Source organism: Variovorax sp. 38R, from assembly GCF_014843395.1.
Taxonomy (GTDB): Bacteria; Pseudomonadota; Gammaproteobacteria; order Burkholderiales; family Burkholderiaceae_C; genus Variovorax; species Variovorax paradoxus_H.
Window position 1 is genome coordinate 1283783 of record NZ_CP062121.1, and the last position, 20993, is coordinate 1304775.

Annotated in this window: 20 protein-coding genes and 1 riboswitch; of the genes, 12 read left to right on the forward strand and 8 right to left on the reverse strand. The window is 66.1% G+C overall.

Annotated elements, in window-relative coordinates:
• Positions 1-4: 4 nt before the first annotated feature.
• Positions 5-637 carry a TetR family transcriptional regulator gene (locus IG196_RS05720; RefSeq protein ID WP_192195369.1) on the forward strand — a complete coding sequence of 211 codons (633 nt, stop codon included), beginning with the start codon at positions 5-7 and terminating at the stop codon, positions 635-637.
• Between the two features lie 88 nt (positions 638-725).
• On the opposite strand, the gene IG196_RS05725 is transcribed toward IG196_RS05720, so the two are convergent.
• Positions 726-1607 carry a hypothetical protein gene (locus IG196_RS05725; protein WP_192195370.1) on the reverse strand — a complete coding sequence of 294 codons (882 nt, stop codon included), beginning with the start codon at positions 1605-1607 and terminating at the stop codon, positions 726-728.
• A gap of 185 nt (positions 1608-1792) precedes the next feature.
• Between IG196_RS05725 and IG196_RS05730 the strand changes: the two genes are divergently transcribed.
• Positions 1793-2449, forward strand: a complete 657-nt coding sequence (locus tag IG196_RS05730) for a DUF3304 domain-containing protein (protein ID WP_192195371.1) — start codon at positions 1793-1795, stop codon at positions 2447-2449.
• Between the two features lie 112 nt (positions 2450-2561).
• On the opposite strand, the gene IG196_RS05735 is transcribed toward IG196_RS05730, so the two are convergent.
• The 3 genes from IG196_RS05735 to IG196_RS05745 form a co-directional block, all read right to left on the reverse strand.
• The gene (locus IG196_RS05735; protein ID WP_192195372.1) at positions 2562-3719 is read right to left on the reverse strand and encodes an alpha-hydroxy acid oxidase; all 1158 of its coding nucleotides are present in this window, start codon (positions 3717-3719) and stop codon (positions 2562-2564) included.
• Between the two features lie 134 nt (positions 3720-3853).
• A complete protein-coding gene (locus IG196_RS05740) occupies positions 3854-4747 on the reverse strand; it encodes a LysR substrate-binding domain-containing protein (protein ID WP_099795492.1) in 894 nt (297 codons plus the stop codon).
• A gap of 34 nt (positions 4748-4781) precedes the next feature.
• Positions 4782-5363, reverse strand: a complete 582-nt coding sequence (locus tag IG196_RS05745) for a TetR/AcrR family transcriptional regulator (protein ID WP_101493232.1) — start codon at positions 5361-5363, stop codon at positions 4782-4784.
• 88 nt (positions 5364-5451) lie between these two features.
• Here IG196_RS05745 and IG196_RS05750 point away from each other — a divergent pair, with 88 nt between their 5' ends.
• Together IG196_RS05750 and cynS are read left to right on the forward strand one after the other, a co-directional pair.
• The gene (locus IG196_RS05750) at positions 5452-5874 is read left to right on the forward strand and encodes a DUF1348 family protein (RefSeq protein WP_192195373.1); all 423 of its coding nucleotides are present in this window, start codon (positions 5452-5454) and stop codon (positions 5872-5874) included.
• Positions 5875-6064: 190 nt separating this feature from the next.
• Positions 6065-6508, forward strand: a complete 444-nt coding sequence (gene cynS, locus IG196_RS05755) for a cyanase (protein WP_192195374.1) — start codon at positions 6065-6067, stop codon at positions 6506-6508.
• 12 nt (positions 6509-6520) lie between these two features.
• Here the strand turns inward: cynS and IG196_RS05760 are convergent, their stop codons facing one another.
• Positions 6521-7285, reverse strand: coding sequence for an SDR family oxidoreductase (locus IG196_RS05760; RefSeq protein ID WP_192195375.1), 765 nt, complete (start codon positions 7283-7285; stop codon positions 6521-6523).
• Between the two features lie 180 nt (positions 7286-7465).
• Here IG196_RS05760 and IG196_RS05765 point away from each other — a divergent pair, with 180 nt between their 5' ends.
• Positions 7466-8662, forward strand: a complete 1197-nt coding sequence (locus IG196_RS05765; protein WP_192195376.1) for a hypothetical protein — start codon at positions 7466-7468, stop codon at positions 8660-8662.
• A gap of 213 nt (positions 8663-8875) precedes the next feature.
• Positions 8876-9136, forward strand: a complete 261-nt coding sequence (locus tag IG196_RS05770; protein WP_225616935.1) for a hypothetical protein — start codon at positions 8876-8878, stop codon at positions 9134-9136.
• An 8-nt stretch (positions 9137-9144) separates the two neighbouring features.
• Here the strand turns inward: IG196_RS05770 and IG196_RS05775 are convergent, their stop codons facing one another.
• The 3 genes from IG196_RS05775 to IG196_RS05785 form a co-directional block, all read right to left on the reverse strand.
• A complete protein-coding gene (locus IG196_RS05775) occupies positions 9145-9756 on the reverse strand; it encodes a Pr6Pr family membrane protein (protein ID WP_225616936.1) in 612 nt (203 codons plus the stop codon).
• 17 nt (positions 9757-9773) lie between these two features.
• Positions 9774-10121 (reverse strand): DUF1161 domain-containing protein, encoded by a 348-nt coding sequence (locus IG196_RS05780; RefSeq protein WP_192195377.1) that lies wholly within the window; start codon positions 10119-10121, stop codon positions 9774-9776.
• A gap of 171 nt (positions 10122-10292) precedes the next feature.
• The gene (locus tag IG196_RS05785) at positions 10293-12527 is read right to left on the reverse strand and encodes an NADP-dependent isocitrate dehydrogenase (protein WP_192195378.1); all 2235 of its coding nucleotides are present in this window, start codon (positions 12525-12527) and stop codon (positions 10293-10295) included.
• Positions 12528-12793: 266 nt separating this feature from the next.
• Positions 12794-12918: riboswitch (glycine riboswitch) on the forward strand.
• A 137-nt stretch (positions 12919-13055) separates the two neighbouring features.
• Between IG196_RS05785 and IG196_RS05790 the strand changes: the two genes are divergently transcribed.
• From IG196_RS05790 to IG196_RS05815, 6 genes are read left to right on the forward strand one after another with little or no spacing between them, the layout of a single operon-like run.
• Entirely contained in the window at positions 13056-14639 is a 1584-nt protein-coding gene (locus tag IG196_RS05790) for an ABC transporter substrate-binding protein (protein ID WP_192195379.1), read from the forward strand.
• Between the two features lie 23 nt (positions 14640-14662).
• Positions 14663-15604, forward strand: coding sequence for an ABC transporter permease (locus IG196_RS05795; protein ID WP_192195380.1), 942 nt, complete (start codon positions 14663-14665; stop codon positions 15602-15604).
• Positions 15605-15624: 20 nt separating this feature from the next.
• Complete coding sequence (locus IG196_RS05800; protein WP_192195381.1) at positions 15625-16599, forward strand: ABC transporter permease; 975 nt, start codon at positions 15625-15627, stop codon at positions 16597-16599.
• A gap of 3 nt (positions 16600-16602) precedes the next feature.
• Complete coding sequence (locus IG196_RS05805; protein WP_192195382.1) at positions 16603-18222, forward strand: dipeptide ABC transporter ATP-binding protein; 1620 nt, start codon at positions 16603-16605, stop codon at positions 18220-18222.
• A 38-nt stretch (positions 18223-18260) separates the two neighbouring features.
• Complete coding sequence (locus IG196_RS05810) at positions 18261-19763, forward strand: M81 family metallopeptidase (RefSeq protein ID WP_192195383.1); 1503 nt, start codon at positions 18261-18263, stop codon at positions 19761-19763.
• A gap of 43 nt (positions 19764-19806) precedes the next feature.
• On the forward strand, positions 19807-20991 hold the full coding sequence (locus tag IG196_RS05815; protein WP_101493243.1) for a M20 aminoacylase family protein: 1185 nt from the start codon (positions 19807-19809) through the stop codon (positions 20989-20991).
• Positions 20992-20993: the final 2 nt, after the last annotated feature.

Here is a 20993-nt window from a genome sequence, read left to right on the forward strand (position 1 = left end):
TCCCATGACCGACCGTCGAAACACCCCGATCTCCTCTCGCAAGAAGCCCCAACAGGCGCGCTCGGCCGACCTTCTTGGGGCCATTCTTCAGGCAGCTATTCAGGTTTTGGCGAAAGAAGGCGTGCGCCGTTTCACGACGACGCGTGTCGCCGAAAGAGCGGGCGTGAGCGTCGGATCGGTCTACCAATACTTCCCGAACAAGGCGTCGATTTTGTTCCGTCTGCAGAGCGATGAATGGCGGCGGACGACGGAGATGATGCGCGGCATCCTCGGGGACACGCAGCGGCCCGCGCTTGAACGCCTTCGCCTGCTCACGCATGCCTTCGTCCGCTCCGAGTGCGAAGAGGCTGACGTGCGAACGGCGCTTGGCGACGCCGCGCCGTTCTATCGCGACGCACCCGAGGCACAGGAAGTGCGCGCTGCCGGCGACGACATCGTCCGCGTGTTCATGCAGCAGGCGCTGCCCGCGGCATCCGATGCCACGCGTGAGATGGCGGGCGACCTGATCGTGGCGACGCTCAGCGCCGTGGGAAAAGAGTTTTCCGAAAGCCCCCGCACCGACGCCGAGATCGAGGCGTGGGCGGATGCGATGGCGGACATGTTCTGCGTCTACATGGAACGCCTGGCGTCGCGCTGAGCCGATCGAGAGGCGCTGCGGTGCAACAAGGGTTCGCTGCAATGAAAACGGACCCCGAAGGGTCCGTGGCCAGAGACTGAAACCCGCGTTACTTGGGCGAGTAGGTCATCTTCGTCACAACCATCGACGTCTTCGTATCGCCGCCCTTCAGCAGCTGGCCGCGATACGGGCCTTCGGCGGCGAGCCAGAACTCTCTCGTGGCTTCCTTGGTGATCACCGATGCACCCACAGTGATCTTGAGCGAGAGCTTGCAGGTGTTGAACGTGCCCAGTGGCGTGTCCAACTGCTCGCGGCCGTGGTAGGTGAGCTCGCCACTCGCGGGCAGCGAAACCGTTGTGCCACTGCTGCCGTTGAGAACCGGCGTCTTCGCCACTGTGGATTGTTGGCTGACGACCTGGCCCGGCGTCATGTCGACCGGGAATGCGAACGGCGGCGTGAAGACCTGGGACACCGTGCTGACATTCACCAGCGGATAGCCCGGAGGAAGCGAAGGCGCGAACGTCGGATCGATCGTGTTCTTGTACGTGGCCGATTTCCCGTAGAGCAGGAAGCTGCCGTTCACGAGGTCCTTGTATTCCTTCTTGACGGTGATTTGCTGAAACGCCGGATAGGTGATGCTTTCCGAGCCCACGTTCACCGCGATCGGGTTCGCGCCGCCGAATGCCTCGCGGCCCTCGGTCACTGCTTTTCTGCGGAAGGAGGGAGTCGCTGGATCTGTTCCTGGCTTGGCTGCCTCGAATTCCACAACCGTGCCTTCGCGGAAGTCGGCCTCATTGAAGCAAGGGCCCGAACTGTCCGACACGGGCGCTGGTGCGGGCGGCGGCGGGGCGGGCTCCGCGATGGGCAAGATGGGAAAGGCGGGAGCGCCACCACCGTCTCCGCCACCGCCGCACGCGGAGATCGCTGCGACTGCGGCAACAATGGCAAGCATTCGCGCGCGCGAGATGTTGTTAGAACGTGCTTTTTTCAAGATTCCTCCCTGTTGTTGAGGGCCGAATATTGGCGGGCGATCTTGTTCGTTCGAACGAGGTGTGTATTTGGTTTGCAGTTGACCTTTCTTGGTTGGGGAATAAGTCACACAAGCGCGCGAAGGCCCCGTTGGCAGCCCTCGGGGCCAGTGTCTATCGGCCACAGCGGCCCACGAGTGAAAGAGCCATGAGCACGAATGAATCGACCTTTGACCCGGACGCAACGCCCGGGCCGGAACATGCCCGTCGGCATTCGTTGGATATCGTGCGTGCGATCGTGCGCCTGTTGACTGCCTCAGGGCTGCCGTGGACGCGCCTGCGGGTGCTTTTGGGGTTGAGCGGTTGCGTGCTGATGTCCGCCTGCGGCGAGGACAAGATCCCCGTAGAGGTGACCGGCTACAACCACATGAGCGACGAAAGCATCATCGGGTTCACGGTCAATGGTGCCAGCGGTCCCAACATGGCGCCCCAATCCGGGGGCACCAGTTTCAATTGCTGCGTCAAGATCCCAAAGGACTGGCAGCCTGGAATGAAGGCGCGCGTGACGTGGGCCTATGGCAGCGGCCCGCCGGGCTCGCGGCCTGCGCCGCCGCCGCAGGAGGCAGAAGTGGAAGTACCGAAATACTCCCGCGAGAGTTTCGGCACCGTGCAAGTCCACTTCTACGCGAACCACCGTGTCAAGTTGCTGGTTTCCAGATTCGGCATCGAGAGCCCTTGCAGTGTTTTTCCCGAGGCTGACAAGGCCCCTTGGGAAACCCGCAAGGACCTCACCGCGTACTACACCCGCGGCAAGGGAAAGAGCGAGGCTTGCGAAGGTTTGCGTGCATCGAGGAGGGCGCCATGAGCGCCATCGAAGCCGGAGTTCGAGAACACGCTGTTCACCAGCACGCTTCAGTGCCCGGGAACGAGGTTTTCAACCGCCGCAACCTGCTCCCGGCGAGGTCTTCAGCCGCCCCTCAGAACGTCCCCGGCAACAGGATGTCCGACTTCACGTCGTCGATCTGCGTGCGACCGCAGAAGGCCATCGTGATGTCCAGTTCCTTGTGGATGATCTGCAGCGCGCGCGTCACGCCTTCCTGGCCGTAGGCGCCCAGGCCGTACAGGAAGCTGCGGCCGATGAGCGTGCCGCGTGCGCCGAGCGCACGGGCCTTGAGCACGTCTTGCCCGCTGCGCACGCCGCCGTCCATCCACACCTCGATCTGGCTGCCCACGGCGTCGGCGATGGCCGGCAGGGCCGCGATGGAGGAGGGCGCGCCGTCGAGCTGGCGACCGCCGTGGTTGGAGACGATGAGCGCGTCGGCGCCGCTGTTCACTGCCAGGCGTGCGTCTTCGGCGTCCATGATGCCCTTGAGGATCAGCTTGCCGCCCCAGCGCTTCTTGATCCATTCGACGTCCGCCCAGCTCAGGGCCGGGTCGAACTGCTCGGCGGTCCACGACGACAGCGATGACAGGTCTTTCACGCCCTTGGCGTGGCCGGCGATGTTGCCGAAGGTGCGGCGCTTGGTGCCCAGCATGCCCATGCACCAGCGCGGCTTGGTCGCCAGGTTGATGAGGTTCTTGATGGTGGGCTTGGGCGGCGTGGACAAGCCGTTCTTGATGTCCTTGTGGCGCTGGCCGAGGATCTGCAGGTCGAGCGTGAGCTGCAGCGCCGACACGTTGGCGGCCTTGGCGCGGTCGATCAGGCGCTCGATGAAGTCGCGGTCCTTCATCACGTAGAGCTGGAACCAGAAGGGGTGGCGGTCGGTGTTCTCGGCAATGTCTTCCAGCGAGCAGATGCTCATGGTCGAGAGCGTGAACGGGATGCCGAAGGCCTTGGCCGCGCGGGCCCCGAGGATTTCGCCGTCGGCGTGTTGCATGCCGGTCAGGCCCGTGGGCGCGATGGCCACGGGCATGGCGACTTCCTGGCCGATCATGGTGGTGCGGGTGGAGCGGCCTTCCATGTTCACGGCCACGCGCTGGCGCAGCTTGATCTTCTGGAAGTCGCTCTCGTTGGCGCGGTAGGTGCCCTCGGTCCAGGCGCCGGAGTCGGCGTAGTCGTAGAACATCTTCGGCACGCGCCGCTGGGCGATCGCCCGCAGGTCTTCGATGCAGGTGATCTTGGAAAGGTCGGGCAAGGGGAAGTCTCCAGGCTGGTGTTATGGGGGTCAAGGCGGGCCGGCTACGCAGGCCACGGCGGCGCCGGGGGTCGAGTCTGCAGGGGAAACGCGCCGGCCACCTGAAAAAAGCCCGCACCCCGTCTGAAAATTATTCAGCCCGGCTCGCGCAGCGCCTGGCGCAGCCATTCGACGAAGGTGGCGCATTCCCAGCGCTCCATGGTGCCCGGGCGCCAGCACAGGAAGTAGGCGTTGGGCGAGGGCGCGCTGTGCGGCGACAGGCGCACGAGCCGGCCGTTGTCGATCCAGGCGCGGCCCAGCCGCAGGTGCATGAGCACCACGCCGAAGTCTTCGGCCGCGGCGTCGAGCGCCAGGCCCAGGTCGTTGAACTGATGGCCCACGGCCGGCTCGGGCAGGCCGATGCCGCAGGCCTTGAACCAGATGCGCCACGACTCCAGCGGCGTGCGCAGCAGCTGCACGCGCGCCACCTCGGCGTCGGTCGAGAAGTGCTCGTCGAAGGGACCGTGGCGTTCCAGGTAGGCCGGGCTGCACACGGGCGAGACGTCGTCGGCCAGCAGCTGGCAGAACTCGCGGTCGTGGAACGGGCCGGTGCCGAAGCGCAGCTCGATGTCGGCGTCTTCGGCGGTGAAGTTGCGCACCGGCATGGTCACCTGCAGCATCAGCTCGATGGTCGGGTAGGCGTCGCGGAACTCGGCCAGCCGGGGCAGCAGCATCTGGCGCGAGAAGGTGGGCGTGACCGCCACGCGCAGCCGCCGCACCTGCGACGCGGGCTCGCGCCCCGGCACCTGCTGCAGCGCCGCAATGGCCTCGCGCACGCGCGCCAGGTAGGCCACGCCGTCGGCGCTCAGGCCGAAGTCGTTGCCCGTGAAGAGCTTGAGCTCGAGCTGCGTCTCGAGCTGCCGGATGCGGTGGCTGACCGCGCTGGGCGTGACGCTGAGCTCCTCGGCCGCGACGTTCACGCTGCGCAGCCGCGCAACGGCCTCGAAGGCCTGCAGGCCCTGGGTCGAGGGGAGTCGCGTCGATGCCATGTGTTTTTTGGGGAAGAGAGTGAGCGATGCGATGTTATCGAAGGGCGACGAGCGCATCGAGCAGCCGCCGCAGGTCGTCGACCGCCTCGCGCGCCAGGGCCGCATCGCCCATCTGCGCCTTGACGATGGTGCCATCGACGCCCAGCGCGGCCGCCTGCGCGATGGCCATGCGCTGCGGGCCGTCGGGGAGCAGGCCGGCGATCACCTCGACCATCTCGCGCTTGTGCTCGCGCGCGATGTCGGCGGCGCCGGCCACGCTCGCACCCACTTCCACCACCGAGTTGATGAAGGCACAGCCCCGAAAGACCGGGTCGGCGAACCACTCGGCCATCACGTCAGCCAGCACCGGCAGCGCCTGCCCCTGCGCGATGCGCTGCTGCGCGTCGCGGCGGCCCAGCGCATCGACGAACCAGGCCATCCACACGCCGTGTCGGTGGTCGAGAAAGGCGCGCACCAGGTCGTCCTTCGACGGGAAGTGCCGGTAGAAGGTGACCTTGGTGACGCCCGACGCGGCGATCACGCGGTCGATGCCGGTGGCGCGGATGCCGTCGGCATAGAAGAGCTCGTGCGCCGTGAGCAGGATGCGCTCGCGTGCGGGCAGTGCAGAGATGTCCATGCGGCGATTGTAGGCATGTAGACAGGTCTGTCTACTCGTGGCACATTGCGGGCCTTCATCACTTCATTTCTTTGACTGAAAGCCCGCCATGGAATCCCGCCCGCCGCTGCCACCCTTCACCCTCGAATCTGCGACCCAGAAAGTCCAGGCCGCCGAAGACGCCTGGAACTCACGCGACCCGGTTCGCGTGAGCCTGGCCTACACGCCCGATACCGAATGGCGCAACCGTGCCGACTTCGTCAACGGCCGCGCGCAGGCGGTCGAGTTCCTCTCGCGCAAGTGGGAGCGCGAGCACGACTACCGCCTGAAGAAGACGCTGTGGGCCTTCATGGACAACCGCATCGCGGTGCGCTTCGAGTACGAATGGCACGACGCCGCGGGCCAGTGGTTTCGCAGCCATGGCAATGAGAACTGGGAGTTTGCGGAGAACGGGTTGATGCAGAGGCGCTTTGCGAGCATCAACGACCAGCCCATCGCGGAGTCGGAGCGCAAGTTCCGCTGGGAGCGCTGAGCCGGTCTTGCTCCTTCCCCTTCCGGGGGAAGGCGGGGATGGGGGCAGGCCTTCGAACAGGCGCCATGCTTTCTCGGAGTCCGCCTGCCCCCACCCTCGCCCTCCCCCAGCGGAGGAGGGAGAAAGACGGGGACGGGCATGTCTGTTGCTTGTCCTGTTGCATCCATTTCAACCCCAGGAGCCAAGCCGCATGAACCGCAACGACGTCACCGAGAAGATCATCACCGTGAAGGTGTCCAAGGGCATCCAGTGGGCCGACGTGGCCAAGAAGGTCGGCCTCTCGAAAGAATGGACCACCGCCGCCTGCCTCGGCCAGATGACGCTCGACGACAAGCAGGCAAAGATCATCGGCAAGATCTTCGGCCTCACGCCCGAGGAGCAGAAGTGGCTCAAGGTCGTGCCCTACAAGGGCTCGCTGCCCACGCCGGTGCCGACCGATCCGCTGATCTACCGCTGGTACGAGGTGGTGAGCGTGTACGGCACCACCATCAAGGAACTGATCCACGAGGAGTTCGGCGACGGCATCATGAGCGCCATCGACTTCAGCATGGACATCCAGCGCCAGGCCGACCCGAAGGGCGACCGCGTCAACGTGGTGCTGTCGGGCAAGTTCCTGCCGTACAAGAGCTCCTGAGGCGGGGTTGCGTCAGTACACCGGCGTCGCAGGCTTCGGCCGCGGCGTCGGGGCCGAGCGCCAGCCCGGGCCCGCCATGCCGTAGCTCGCGCCTTCGATCGCTCCGGCAATGGCACGCGCCACGCCCTCGACGGGCGTCGTCAACCGCCGCCGCGTGCACATGCGTTCGAAGGTGTAGCTCGCGGCGATGCGCTCGGCCAGCGGGTCGGCGGCCTCGGCCACGTCGGGGCTCACGAGCGCGACGTGCAGGCGCCCCGCGTGTTCCCGCCGCAGCCCTTCGGAAATCGCCTGCACCGCGTACTGCGTGCCGTGGTACACGGCCGAGTCGGGCGTGGCGCCGCCCATGGCCACCGGCGCGACGTTGACGATGTGGCCCCAGCCCTGCTCCTGCATCGTCGGCAGCACGGCCGCCACGCCCAGTAGCATGCCGCGCAGGTTGACGTCGATCATCAGCTCCCACTCTTCGATCTTGCGCTGCCACAGCGGCGACAGCGGCATCACGCCGGCGGCGTTCACCAGCACGTCGATGCGGTCGTGCGTGTCGAGGGCGAACTCGGCAAAGGCCTCCATGTCGGGCCGGTGCGTCACGTCCAGCCGCCGGAAGCTCGCCGAGCCGCCGGTCGCGTTGATCTCGGCCGCCAGCGCGGCCAGCCGTTCGGTGCGGCGCGCGCCGAGCACCACATGGGCGCCGCGCCGCGCGAGCCGCCGCGCCGTCGCCTCGCCGATGCCGCTGCTGGCGCCGGTGACGAGAACCACTGTGTCCTGGATTGCACTCATACAAAACTCCTCATGCGGGTCGATGCGCCATGGCGCGAAGGGTGCGCCGGGCATGCAGAGGAGTCTCGGGGCGAAGGGGCCGGAGGCGGTATCCGGATCGAACGAGGTTTTTGCCTGATCCTGCGAAAAGATGCCGGTGGGCCGGCAAGCATCGAGCGGCGCAGACCTTAGGATCTCTTCATGCGAATTCCGGCCTTGCTGTTTGCAGTTCTTTTGTTTTCGACCTTCCTGCTGAACGCGTGCGGCAATCGCGATTCCGAAGACAGCGTGTGGCGCTCTAGCAAGATGGAGGTGATCAGCACGCTGACCCGCTACGGCACCGAGAGCGGTCCGCAACACAGGCGACGGCTTTCGCTGAAGGTCAACGGGTGGGGTGTGGGCGATCAGGAAATCAGCGAGAAGCTCTTTCAGAGGGGCGGTCGTTGCTTTTCACCGTTCTATCGAATTTCGGACGTTCGCCCTCTCAAGGACGAGTCGGTGTTGGCGTTGCTCGCGGTGAGCGAGTCGGCGTGTGGCGAGGCGCAACTGGTCCGGCTTTCTGTCGAGCGCGGCAAGCTCCGCGTCCAGCACATCGATCTGTCTTCGTTCTCCAATGGGCGGTCGGGTGTCGAGGCGATCCATTTCGAAGAGGTGCACTCGCGCCCCAGCGCGCCCGACTTCACGTACTTGGACTATCAATTGGCCGCGCAGCGAGACACGCAGCTCGAATGGGTCGTCGTGCCTGTGCGCCAAGAGACTACGGACAATCAATTGGGCCAGAAGCGAACGATCGCCATCCGCCTCGCCGACGTGAGTCTTCACGACCTGGGGCCGGGGGAGCTGATTCGCTTTCTTGACGACAACTCGGTCGCCCTGATGAGCCACGATGCGGAACGAGGCACTGCGCAAGCGCATGTCCAGTTTCGCGCGATGCGCCCCATCGATGGCGTCGTGCTGGATCGCATCGATCTGCGCGTGGCTTGCTTCGCGCTCGTCGATTCCTCCATGCAAGAGGAGGTCATGTCCAACCTTGAAACGATCCGGAGCCTAACGAGCGGTCGCGTGGGAATGCTCGAGCGAACGATCAAGGATTCGGAGGCGATCACCACAACAGACCCGAGATTTCCAGGGGTGGTCGATTCATTGAAGATGTCTGCGGCCGCTGCGGCACGTGAATTGGCCGAAGTGAACGCGGTGTCGAAAGCGCAACTGATCAGTGGACAGGGCCTGAGCGACAGTACGCGCTGGATCCACGATTCGGTCGCATCGAGCGTGCTGCTCGATACGGAGCAGACCGCAGTTGAATGGAATGCCGAACGAAGGAAACTGGAACTTCGGATCAGCACTGGCATGACCCAAGATGTGCGATGCGAGGAGCAGCGCTCGAAGAGCGATTGACGCGAGCCCACCCCGCCTTTACATTCCAGTCGCCTCGTGATGAGCGGGGCCGGGTTTAGCAGCCTGAAGAATCGCGGCATTCGAGCCGCCGTCCTCGCTTCGCAGCGTGGTTGCGGTTGTAGCAACAGCAAAAATGCGAGGAAGGGCCCACATGGCCAAGTCATCGAGCACTGCGCATGACAGTGCGCAATTCAACCCCTTTGTCTGGATCCCGTGCAGGGACTCGACCCCAAGGAGCGGCAGTACGCCGTGTTCCTCGGCGATGCGCGCGACGTGGTGCAGGGCGCGCACACGTTGATGCAGTTGCTCGCGTGGGATGAAGATCGACGCGATGAAGCGCATCCGTCGGCTGGTGCTGCATCGTTCTTCAGTGCGACCGATCGCGCATCGCTTCAGCGGTTCGCGATCGCTTCACTCGGCATGTTGCACGCCGACATTGAAGGCCTGTGCGAGGGCCTCGGCACAGCGCGCTGACAGCGCCGTCAGCCTTCCGCGCTGCGCTGCCCCAGCCGGTTCCCCAACGCCAACAACCCCCATCCCGCCATCCCGAAGGTCAGCGCGATGCCTGCCGCATAGACGGCCACGCCGCCGTAGCCGCCCACATTGGCGGGGTTGAGGAAGGGGTAGGGATACCAGCCGGTGCTGCTGCCGCGCGCCAGCGTGTAGGCCAGGTAGACCATCGGGACGACGAGTATCCACAGCAGCTGCCGGCTGCCGAGCCGCGTGCGCGGCGGCTGCAGCAGCCAGTCGAGCAGCACGACACACGGCATCACGTGGTGCAGCAGCGTGTTGATCCACGGTCGCAGCGCGCCGAGGTCGACGTCGCGCAGCAGCAGCGAGAAGACGATGCCGACCACCACCATGTTCACGGCCGACATGGCGCGCAGCCCTTCGTCGGGCCCTGTAGACGCTGGCTGCCAGAGGCGGCGCGCGCCGAGCACCAGCACGATCGCCGCGAACAGGTTCGAGAGGTTGGTGAAGAAGCTGAAGAAGTTGACGACGTTGAAGCCCATGCGGACATGGATCGTCAGCTGCCAGCCGATCGCCAACAGGGTCAACAGGCCGAAGAAGAGGCGCAGGGCGGGCCAGATCACGGGATGCTGCCCTGCGCTCAGGGCTTGCAGGTGCCGCCCATGGACACCGAGCCGTCCTTGCACTCGGTGAGCAGGGGCGCGCCGCGTGGCGCGGGGGCCGACGTGGAGGCCGGGGGCGGCGAGGCCGCACCGCCTTCGCGCTGATAGACGATCTTTTTGGTGCCGAGGTCGCAGCTGCCCACGACCTGGCCGCTCGCCGTGGCGGCGGCATCGACGGTGACGACGCTGAAATTGGTGACGCCCGACGCGGCGATCTTGGCCTCGATCTCGGCGCGCAGCGTGTCGCAGTTGCTCTGGGCGTGGGCGCCGCCAACGGCCGCGAGCAGGGTCGAGGCGGCAGCTGCAGCAAGCAGACGGAGTTTCATGAGGGGCCTGCCTTTCTTTTCTCTTGCAGTGAGTGGGGCGGGGAATCGCAGTCTAGTCTCGCGCTGTGCGATGGAAGATGCAAAGACAAACGGCCTGCCGCGCGAGCAACAGGCCGTTGGTAGGAAGGCTTCCGGGTCAGCACAGACCCGGAAGGCGCAGGCACAGCGCGATCAGACCGCCGGTGCCAGCACCGCGTTCAGCGTGGCGCTCGGGCGCATCACGGCTTCGTACTTCTTCGGGTCGGCCAGGTAGTAACCGCCGATGTCCACGGGCTTGCCCTGCACGGCCGCGAGTTCGTCGACGATCTTCTTCTCGTTGGCGGTGAGCGCCTCGGCGAGCTTCTTGAACTTGGCTTGCAGGTCCTTGTCCTCGGTCTGCGCGGCGAGTTCCTGGGCCCAGTACATGGCCAGGTAGAACTGGCTGCCGCGGTTGTCCAACTGACCGGTCTTGGGCGACGGGTTCTTGTTGTTGTCGAGCAGCTGGCCCGTGGCCGCGTCGAGCGTCTTGGACAGGATCTTGGCTTGCGCGTTGCCGGTCTTCAGGCCCAGGTCCTCCAGGCTCACGGCCAGCGCGAGGAATTCGCCGAGCGAGTCCCAGCGCAGGTGGTTTTCTTCCACCAGCTGCTGCACGTGCTTGGGGGCCGAGCCGCCCGCGCCGGTTTCATACATGCCGCCGCCGGCCATCAGGGGCACGATCGACAGCATCTTGGCCGAGGTACCCAGTTCCATGATGGGGAACAGGTCGGTCAGGTAGTCGCGCAGGATGTTGCCGGTGGCGCTGATGGTGTCCAGGCCGCGCACGACGCGCTCCAGCGTGTAACGCATGGCACGCACCTGGCTCATGATCTGGATGTCCAAGCCCGTGGTGTCGTGCTCGTGCAGGTACATCTTGACCTTGGTGATCAGCTGCGCCTCGTGCGGACGGTAGGCGTCGAGCCAGAACACGACCGGCATGCCGGAGTTGCGTGCGCGGTTGACGGCCAGCTTCACCCAGTCGCGAATGGCGGCGTCCTTGACCTGGCACATGCGCCAGATGTCGCCCTTTTCGACGTCTTCGCTCATCAGCACTTCGCCGGTGTCCAGGTCGGTGATGTTGGCGATGCCGTCTTCGGCGATCTCGAAGGTCTTGTCGTGCGAGCCGTACTCTTCGGCCTTCTGGGCCATGAGGCCGACGTTGGGCACGGTGCCCATGGTCTTGGGGTCGAAGGCGCCGTGCCACTTGCAGAAGTTGATGATCTCCTGGTAGATGCGGGCGAAGGTCGATTCGGGCATCACGGCCTTGACGTCCTTCAGGCGGCCGTCGGCGCCCCACATCTTGCCGCCGTTGCGGATCATGGCGGGCATGGATGCATCGACGATCACGTCGTTGGGCGAGTGGAAGTTGGTGATGCCCTTGGCCGAGTCGACCATAGCCAGCTCGGGGCGGCCTTCGTGGCAGGCGTGCAGGTCGCGCTTGATCTCGTCTTGCGTGCTCTGGGGCAGCGTGGCGATCTTGTTGTACAGGTCGACCATGCCGTTGTTGACGTTGATGCCCAGCTCGTCGAACAGCTTGCCGTGTTTCTCGAAGGCTTCCTTGTAGAAGATCTTCACGCAGTGGCCGAACACGATGGGGTGCGAGACCTTCATCATGGTCGCCTTCACGTGCAGCGAGAACATGACGCCGGTCTTGTGCGCGTCTTCGATTTCCTTTTCATAGAAGGCCAGCAGGGCCTTCTTGCTCATGAACATGGAGTCGATGATCTCGCGGTCGAGCAGGGCGACCTTGGGCTTGAGCACGATGGTCTTGCCACTCTTGGTGATCAGCTCCATCTTGACGTTGCGCGCGCGGTCCAGGGTCATGGACTTTTCGCCGTGATAGAAGTCGCCGCCGTGCATGTGCGAGACGTGCGAGCGCGAGGCCTGGCTCCACTCGGCCATGCTGTGCGGGTTCTTGCGGGCGTATTCCTTCACGGCGCGGGGCGCGCGGCGGTCGGAGTTGCCTTCACGCAGCACGGGGTTCACGGCGCTGCCGGTGCACTTGTTGTAGCGCGTGCGGATGTCCTTGTCCTCGTCCGAGGTCGGGTTCTCCGGGTAGTCGGGAATCTTGTAGCCCTTGCCCTGCAGTTCCTTGATGGCCGACTTGAGCTGCGACACCGAGGCGCTGATGTTGGGCAGCTTGATGATGTTGGCGTCAGGCCGCAGCGTGAGCTTGCCCAGTTCGGCCAGGTTGTCGGGCACCTTCTGGTCGTCGCTCAGGAACTCGGGGAATTCGCCCAGGACGCGGGCGGCCACCGAGATGTCGCTCGTCGTCACGTTGATGCCGGCCGGCGCGGTGAAGGCGCGCACGATGGGCAGGAAGGCGTAGGTCGCCAGCAGCGGCGCCTCGTCGGTGAGGGTGTAGACGATGGTGGGTTGCTTCGTGCTCATGCGCTTGCTTCCGTAGGTTCTGGGTTGTCGAGAGGGCTGAAATTTCATTGGGCGAAATGGACTTTCGCCGGAGCCCCCCATTGTCGCCCGGTCGAGCCCGGGCGCGGTCGGAGAAACCCCGATGACCCCGCTGCCGCGGCCCATGCCACTCCGTGGCACGCAAACTGCTTTGAAGAAAGCATCCAGGAGAAATGCCTGGCTCGATGCGTCGAGCTGGTGCATTACCGAAGGCGATAGCCCATAACGCTCAGGTCCCAAGACTGGATTTTTCTAACGCTGGAGAGCGCTGACCGGCCCCCTTGCAGGGACCGAGGGCAGCCGCCGAAGGGGCAAGCCCTGCGCGATGTGCGTGCAGGGTGAATCTCTCAGGCAAAAGGACAGCAGGGGCACGCCGCGCGATGAGCGCGGTGTGTCCGTGTTCGCTCCGGAGCCTTTTCCATGACCTGTTTCCCGCACCGCCGCACGACGCCCGCGCCCCCGGCGTTGCCCGCGCGCGCGCCCCTCTTTTTTCAACCGGAGAACTGACCCATGCTGAAGACACGACAACTGAAAGCCCTGTTCGCAGGTGCCTTGCTGGCCGCGGCAGCGGCCTCCTCCTTCGCGCAGGACACCGGCAAGGTGCTGCGCCTCGTGCCGCAGTCCGACCTGAAGATCCTCGACCCGATCTGGACCACCGCCTTCGTCACGCGCAACCACGGCTACATGGTGTACGACACGCTCTTCGGCGTGGACGCCCAGGGCAAGGTGCTGCCGCAGATGGTCGACAAGTACACGACCAGCGCCGACGGCAAGACCTGGACCTTCACGCTGCGCAAGGGCCTGGCCTTCCATGACGGCAAACCCGTCACCCCGGAAGACGTGCTCGCATCGCTCAAGCGATGGGGCCAGCGCGACGGCCTGGGCCAGAAGATGTTCACCGCCCTGGACAAGACCGAGGCGGTCGATGCCAACAGCTTCAGGTTCGTCTTCAAGGAGCCCTTCGGCATGGTGCTCGACGCGCTGAGCAAGCCGTCGTCGAACCCGCCCTTCATCATGCCGGCGCGCGTGGCGGCCACACCGGCCGACAAGCAAATCGACGACGCCACCGGCTCCGGCCCCTACATCTTCAAGAAGGACGAATACCGCCCCGGCGAAAAGATCGTCTACCTGAAGAACACCAAATACGTGCCGCGCACCGAGGCGCCGTCGGGCACGGCCGGTGGCAAGAACGTGTACGTCGACCGCATGGAGTGGATCGTCCTGAAGGACGCGCAGACGCAGGCCAATGCGCTGGCCAACGGCGAGGTCGACATGATCGAGTGGGTGCCCTCCGAGCAGTACACCGCGCTCAAGAACAACCCCGCCATCACGCTCGACAGCCCCGTGTCGAAGGGCTCGTTCGCGCTGCACCTGAACCACCTGATCCCGCCCTTCGACAACCCGAAGATCGCGCAGGCGGCCTTCATGGCCATCAACCAGGAGGCGCTGATGCGCGCCCAGCTGGTGCACAAGGAGCTGTACAACGGCTGCGCATCGATCTACCCCTGCGGCTCGGCCTTCGCCTCCGACAAGACGGGCTACTTCACCGGCAAGCCGCAGTTCGAAAAAGCCAAGGCGCTGCTCAAGGAGGCAGGGTATGACGGCAAGCCCGTGGTGCTGATGTACCCGGCCGACTTCGCGGTGCTCAACAAGTTTCCGCCGGTGATGGCGCAGCTGCTCAAGCAGGCCGGCTTCAACGTCGACATGCAGTCGATGGACTGGCCCACGCTGGTCACGCGCCGCGCGAAGAAAGATCCGGTCGACAAGGGCGGCTGGAACCTCTTCATCACCGGCTGGGGCATTGCCGACAACATGAACCCGATGTTCTTCGCGCCGCTCACGGGCAATGGCGAGAAGGGCTGGTTCGGCTGGGCCACCGACGACAAGCTGGAGCAGCTCAAGTCCGACTTCCTTGCCAGCAGCGACGAACCCCAACGCAAGGAGCTGGCCACCGCCATCCAGCAGCGCGTGTACGACACCGGCATCTACGCACCCATCGGCGAGTACAAGCCGCTCACGGCCTACCGCAAGGGCGTGGTGAGCGGCGTGGTGCGCTCGCCGGTCGCCGTGTTCTGGAACCTGAAGAAGAACTGACGCGGCCGGACCCGGGAGTCACCATGCTGCTTTTTCTTGCACGCCGCATTCTCTCGACCGTGCCGGTGCTCGTCATCGTCGCGCTCATCGTGTTCCTGATGCTGCGGCTCGCGCCCGGCGACCCCGCGGCCGCCATCGTGGGCGACAGCGGCACCAGCGAGAACATCGCCAAGGTGCGCGAGCAGCTGGGGCTCAACGAGTCGCTGCCCGTGCAGTTCTTCCACTGGAGCGCGCAGCTGCTGCAGGGCAACCTCGGCGAGTCGTACTTCATGAAGAAGACGGTGGTCGAACTGATCGGCCAGCGCATCGAGGCCACGGTGTCGCTCGCGGCCGTGACGCTGGTGGCCACCATCCTCATCGCGGTGCCGCTCGGCGTGCTCGCGGCGTGGCGCCACGGCGGCTGGCTCGACCGCATGCTGATGGGCTTCTCGGTCATGGGCTTTTCGATCCCCGCGTTCGTGATCGGCTACGTGCTCATCTGGATCTTCGCGCTGCACCTGCAGTGGCTGCCGGTGCAGGGCTACCAGCGACTGAGCCAGGGGCCTTTGCTGTGGCTCAAGCACCTGATCCTGCCGTCGATCACGCTGTCGATCATCTACGTGGCGCTGATCGCGCGCGTCACGCGTGCGGCCGTGGCCGAGGCGATGACCGAGGACTACATCCGCACCGCGCGCGCCAAGGGCATCTCCGAGACGCGGCTGCTGATGCGCCACGCGCTCGCCAACGCGGCCATTCCCATCGTCACGGTCATCGGCATCGGCATTGCGCTGCTGATCGGCGGCGTGGTGGTCACCGAAACGGTGTTCGCCATTCCGGGGCTCGGGCAGCTCACGGTCGACGCGGTGCTGTCGCGCGACTTCCCGTTGATCCAGGGCATCACGCTGTTCTTCTCCGTCATCTACGTGCTCATCAATCTGCTGATCGACCTGAGCTACCTGGTGTTCGACCCCCGCATCCGGTACTGAACGAAGTGAACGGAAACACCATGACCGATTCGACCCTTTCCATGTCGGCCGCCGCAGCAGCCGGAGCCGCAGCAGTTGTGCCGGACATCGCCATCGAACCGCTGGCACCGCCGCAACGCCGCTCGCTGCTCACGCGCATCCTGGCCGACTGGTCGGTGCGCGCGGGCGGCAGCGTGCTGCTGCTGCTCGTGCTGATGTCGCTGGCCGCGCCGTGGCTCGGCACCATCGACCCCACGGCCATCGACCCCGGCAGCGGCAACCTCATGCCCGGCACGCGCGGCGAGTTCAACAGCCTGGCCGGCGACACCTTCGAGCATCTGTTCGTGATGGGCACCGACAGCCTGGGGCGCGACATCTGGAGCCGCACGCTGTACGGCGCGCGCGTGTCGCTCACGGTGGGCGTGGCCGTGGCCGCGCTCGCCATGGTGCTCGGCATGCTCGTGGGCCTGCTGGGCGGCTACTTTCGCCGCATCGACAGCGTGATCATGCGGCTGATGGACGGCGTCATGGCCATCCCCGGCATCCTGTTCGCGATCAGCCTCGTGGCGTTGTTCGGCGGCAGCCTGCTCACCGTGGTGGTCGCCATCGCGGTGCCCGAGATTCCGCGCGTGGCGCGGCTGGTGCGCTCGGTGGTGCTCACGGTGCGCGAAGAGCCGTACGTCGAGGCGGCCATCGCGCTCGACACGCCGACCTGGAAGATTCTTGCGCGGCACATCCTGCCGAATGCGATTGCACCGCTGATCATCCAGGCGACCTATGTGTGCGCCTCGGCGATCCTGGTGGAGGCCATCCTGTCGTTCCTCGGCGTGGGCCTGCCGGCGGACATGGCGACCTGGGGAAACATCATGGCCGAGGGCCGCGCGCAGTTCAACCAGTATCCGCACAACGTGCTGTTCCCGGGCATCTTCCTGGCGCTCACCGTGCTGGCCGTGAACATCCTGGGCGACGGGCTGCGCGACACGCTCGACCCCAAGTTCAACAAGCGCGGAGGCTGAGCCATGACGCAACAAACCCCCGTACTTTCGGTTCGCGACCTTGCCATCGCATTGCCGCGCGGCGGCGACCGGCCGCATGCGGTCGACAAGGTGTCCTTCGACGTGCCGCCCGGCAAGATCGTCTGCCTGCTCGGCGAATCGGGCTCGGGCAAGTCGGTCATCGCCAATGCGGTGATGGGCCTGCTGCCCGCGGGGCTCGCGCCGGTGCGCGGCACCATCGAATTGCAGGGCGAGAACCTGCTCACCGCGCCGACGTCGCGCCTGCGCCAGTTGCGCGGCCCGTCGATGGCGATGGTGTTCCAGGAGCCGATGACCGCGCTCAACCCCGTCATGACCTGCGGCGCGCAGATCGATGAAATGCTGGCGCAGCACGTGCACATGGGCGCGGCCGAGCGGCGGCAGAAGATACTTGCGATCATGGCGCGCGTGCGGCTGCCGGAGCCCGAGCGCATCTACGCCTCGTACCCGCACCAGCTCTCGGGCGGACAGCGCCAGCGCATCGTGATCGCGATGGCACTCATCCTCAAGCCCGCGCTCCTGATCTGCGACGAGCCGACCACCGCGCTCGACGTGACGACGCAGGCCGAGATCCTCAAGCTCATCCTCGAACTGCAGACCGAGAGCGGCACGGCCGTTCTCTTCATCACGCACGACTTCGGCGTGGTGGCCGAGATTGCCGACGAGGTGGTGGTGCTGCAGCTCGGCGCCATGATCGAGAAGGGCGACAAGATGGCGGTGCTCACGGCGCCGCGCGAGCCCTACACGAAGATGCTGCTGGATGCGGTGCCCGAGCTTTCCGCGCACAAGCGCCCGCCGGTCGTGGACGCTTATCCGCTGCTCAACGCGGTGAACATCTGCAAGACCTACGTCACGGGCAGCTGGCCCGGCAAGCGCCGCACGGTGAAGGCCGCGCGCGACGTGTCGCTCGCGGTGCGGCCCGGCGAAACCGTGGGCATCGTGGGCGAATCGGGCTCGGGCAAGTCGACGGTGGCGCGCTGCATCGCGCGGCTGATCGACCCGACCTCGGGCGACATCTTTGCCGATGGCCGGTCGGTCGCGCATGCCAAGGGGCGCGCGCTGTCGCCGTTCCGGCGCACGGTGCAGGTGATCTTCCAGGACCCGTACCGCTCGCTCAACCCGCGCCAGACCGTGGGCGACTCCATCGTCGAAGGGCCGGTGAACTTCGGCACGCCGCACGGCCAGGCCTGGGCGCGGGCGGAAGAGCTGATGCGTCTGGTGCGCCTGTCGCCCGACGCGTTGCGCCGCTACCCGAGCGAGTTCTCGGGCGGCCAGCGCCAGCGCATCTCGATTGCACGCGCGCTGGCCTGCGACCCCAAGGTGTTGATCGCCGACGAGGCGGTGTCGGCGCTCGACGTGTCGGTGCAGGCGCAGATCCTGCGGCTGCTCGACGAGATCCAGCAGCGGCTGAAGATCGGCATTCTCTTCATCACCCACGACCTGCGCGTGGCCAGTCAGATCTGCGACAGCGTGATCGTCATGAGCCAAGGTGAAATCGTGGAACGCGGCTCAGTGCGCGACGTGTTCTTCGCGCCGCAACACGACTACACGCGCAAACTGCTGGCAGCCGCGCCGGGTCGCGACTTTGCCTTTGCACGCAGCTGAAATTCCTTCGTTCCCACGTCAATGAAAAAAAGGATGCCATGAAAGTCTTCATCGCCGGTTTCCAGCACGAGACCAACACCTTCGCACCCAGCAAGGCCGACTGGGCCGCGTTCAATGCGGGCTCCAGCTTTCCGCCGTACCGGCGCGGCGCAGCGATCGTCGAGGCCTACGCGGGCCGCAACATTCCCGTCGGCGGCTTCATCGATGCGGCGCGCGAGAAGGGCTGGTCGCTGGTGCCTTCGGCCTGGGCCGGCGCCACGCCTTCGGCGCACGTGACCGAGGACGCTTTCGAGCGTATCTCGGGCGCCATTACCGAAGACCTGGCGGCCGCGCTGGCCGATGGCGGCATCGATGCGGTCTACCTCGACCTGCACGGCGCGGCCGTGACCGAACACCTGGAAGACCCCGAGGGCGAGCTGATCGCGCGCATCCGCACGCTCGTGGGCCCTGACGTGCCCATCGTCGCGAGCCTGGACCTGCACGGCAACATCACCGCCCAGATGCTGGCCGAGGCCGATGCGCTGGCCACCTACCGCACCTACCCGCACATCGACATGGCCGACACGGGCCGCCTGGCCGCGACGCTGCTGGAGCGCCGCATGGCGCGCGGCGCGCGCGAGCCGCTGCATGCGCGGCGCTTCACCTTTCTGCTGCCGTTGAATGTGCAGTCGACCATGATCGAACCCGCCGCGTCGGTGTACGGGCTGCTGAAAGCGCTCGACGCGCAGCACGACGCGGTGCTGAGTTTTGCCACCGGTTTTCCGGCTGCCGACATTGCCGAATGCGGCCCGGTGGTCTGGGGCTACGGTGACGATGCCGGCGCGGCCGTGGCCACGCTGTACGAGCGCATCGACCAGCCGCGTTCGCAGTGGCGGCTCGACGTGCTCGAGCCGCGCGTGGCCGTGGCGCGCGCGCTCGAACTGGCCGAGGGCGCGAGCCAGCCGGTCGTCGTCGCCGACACGCAGGACAACCCCGGCGCGGGCGCCGACAGCAACACCACCGGCATGCTGCATGCGCTGCTGGCCGAGGGCGCGGGCAAGCGTTTTCCAGGCAAGGTCGCGCTCGGGCTGATGTTCGATCCGGCCGCCGCGGCCGCGGCACACGCCGCGGGCGTGGGCGCGCAGATCCGCATCGCGCTCGGCACCTCGGTGCCCACATGGGGCGGCCAGTTCAGCGACGCGCCGGTCGAAGGCGTGTTCACCGTGACGGCGCTCAGCGACGGCCAGGTGAAGGGCAAGGGGCCGATGTCGCGAGGCGGCACGGTGTCGCTGGGCCTGAGCGCCTGCCTGGAGATCGAGGGCGTGCGCATCGCCGTGGCCAGCGGCAAGAGCCAGATGCTCGACCGCGAGTTCTTCCGTTACCTGGGCATCGAACCCGAGGCGATGAAGGTGCTGGTCAACAAGAGCTCGGTGCATTTCCGGGCCGACTTCGCGCCCATCGCCAGCACCATCCTCGTGGCCAAGGCGCCGGGACCGATGGCCGCCGACCCGGCCGACCTGCCGTGGACGCGGTTGCCCGCCACGATGGCGCTGCGGCCTTGAGCAACGCTCGCTTTTCTTTCTTCCACCTCACACAGAGCACACGATGCCTCAGAACGCACAGCACTACCTCGAGTACATGAGAAAGCACGCCGCTGAATTCGTGACGGTGCGCCAGCAGATCCACCAGAACCCCGAGCTCGGCTTCGAGGAATTCGGCACCAGCGACCTGGTCGCCGAGCGCCTCGCGGCCTGGGGCTACGAGGTCGAGCGTGGGCTGGGCGTGACCGGCCTCGTCGGCCGCCTGAAGCGCGGCAGCGGCACGCGCACCATCGGCATCCGCGCCGACATGGACGCGTTGCCCATCGAGGAGAAGACGGGCCTAGCCTACCGCAGCGGACGGCCCGGCATCATGCACGCCTGCGGCCACGACGGCCACACGGCCATGCTGTTGGGCGCGGCCAAGTACCTGGCACAGCACGGCGAGTTTTCGGGCACGCTGAACCTGATCTTCCAGCCGGCCGAAGAGGGCATGGGCGGCGCCGTGAAGATGATGGACGACGGCCTGTTCGAAAAGTACCCGTGCGACGCGGTGTACGCCATGCACAACTCCCCGGGCCGCAGGCAGGGCGACCTGGTGTTCCGCGAAGGCGCGGCCATGGCCTCGTCGGACTACGCCACCGTCACGCTCACCGGCGTGGGCGGCCACGGCGCCATGCCGCACCGCACGGCCGACCCCATCGTGGCGGCGTCGAGCATCGTCATGGCGCTGCAGACCATCGTCTCGCGCAACGCCGATCCGCAGGAGATGTCGATCGTCACCGTCGGCGCCATCCATGCCGGCAAGGCCAACAACGTGATCCCGGAGACCTGCACGCTGGAGATCAGCGTGCGCTCGCTCGATCGCGAGGTGCGCGTGCTGCTGGAGAAGCGGCTGAAGGCTATCGTGAACGCGCAGGCCGAGAGCTTCGGCGTGCGGGCGCACATCGACTACCGCAAGGGCTATGCGGTGCTGGTCAACACGCCGGAAGAAACCGAGTTCGCGCGCCGCATCGGCCGCGAACTGGTGGGCGAGGCCCACGTCGAGCCGCAGGGCCCGGCCGTCACGGGCAGCGAAGACTTCGCCTTCATGCTGGAGAAGAAGCCCGGCTGCTACCTGTTCATCGGCAACGGCGCCACGGGCGAGCACGGCGGCTGCATGGTGCACAACCCCGGCTACGACTTCAACGACAGCAACCTGCCGATCGGCGCCGCCTACTGGGCGCTGCTGGCCGAGAGCTACCTGCAGTGAGG

Bases quoted from the DNA above. Each gene is read 5' to 3' on its own strand.
- IG196_RS05720 (WP_192195369.1), top strand. From the start codon at position 5: ATGACCGACCGTCGAAACACCCCGATCTCCTCTCGCAAGAAGCCCCAA.
- IG196_RS05785 (WP_192195378.1), bottom strand. From the start codon at position 12,527: ATGAGCACGAAGCAACCCACCATCGTCTACACCCTCACCGACGAGGCG.
- IG196_RS05805 (WP_192195382.1), top strand. From the start codon at position 16,603: ATGACGCAACAAACCCCCGTACTTTCGGTTCGCGACCTTGCCATCGCA.
- IG196_RS05810 (WP_192195383.1), top strand. From the start codon at position 18,261: ATGAAAGTCTTCATCGCCGGTTTCCAGCACGAGACCAACACCTTCGCA.
- IG196_RS05765 (WP_192195376.1), top strand. From the start codon at position 7,466: ATGCGAATTCCGGCCTTGCTGTTTGCAGTTCTTTTGTTTTCGACCTTC.
- IG196_RS05800 (WP_192195381.1), top strand. From the start codon at position 15,625: ATGACCGATTCGACCCTTTCCATGTCGGCCGCCGCAGCAGCCGGAGCC.
- IG196_RS05795 (WP_192195380.1), top strand. From the start codon at position 14,663: ATGCTGCTTTTTCTTGCACGCCGCATTCTCTCGACCGTGCCGGTGCTC.
- IG196_RS05815 (WP_101493243.1), top strand. From the start codon at position 19,807: ATGCCTCAGAACGCACAGCACTACCTCGAGTACATGAGAAAGCACGCC.
- cynS (WP_192195374.1), top strand. From the start codon at position 6,065: ATGAACCGCAACGACGTCACCGAGAAGATCATCACCGTGAAGGTGTCC.
- IG196_RS05790 (WP_192195379.1), top strand. From the start codon at position 13,056: ATGCTGAAGACACGACAACTGAAAGCCCTGTTCGCAGGTGCCTTGCTG.
- IG196_RS05730 (WP_192195371.1), top strand. From the start codon at position 1,793: ATGAGCACGAATGAATCGACCTTTGACCCGGACGCAACGCCCGGGCCG.
- IG196_RS05750 (WP_192195373.1), top strand. From the start codon at position 5,452: ATGGAATCCCGCCCGCCGCTGCCACCCTTCACCCTCGAATCTGCGACC.
- IG196_RS05780 (WP_192195377.1), bottom strand. From the start codon at position 10,121: ATGAAACTCCGTCTGCTTGCTGCAGCTGCCGCCTCGACCCTGCTCGCG.
- IG196_RS05745 (WP_101493232.1), bottom strand. From the start codon at position 5,363: ATGGACATCTCTGCACTGCCCGCACGCGAGCGCATCCTGCTCACGGCG.
- IG196_RS05740 (WP_099795492.1), bottom strand. From the start codon at position 4,747: ATGGCATCGACGCGACTCCCCTCGACCCAGGGCCTGCAGGCCTTCGAG.
- IG196_RS05760 (WP_192195375.1), bottom strand. From the start codon at position 7,285: ATGAGTGCAATCCAGGACACAGTGGTTCTCGTCACCGGCGCCAGCAGC.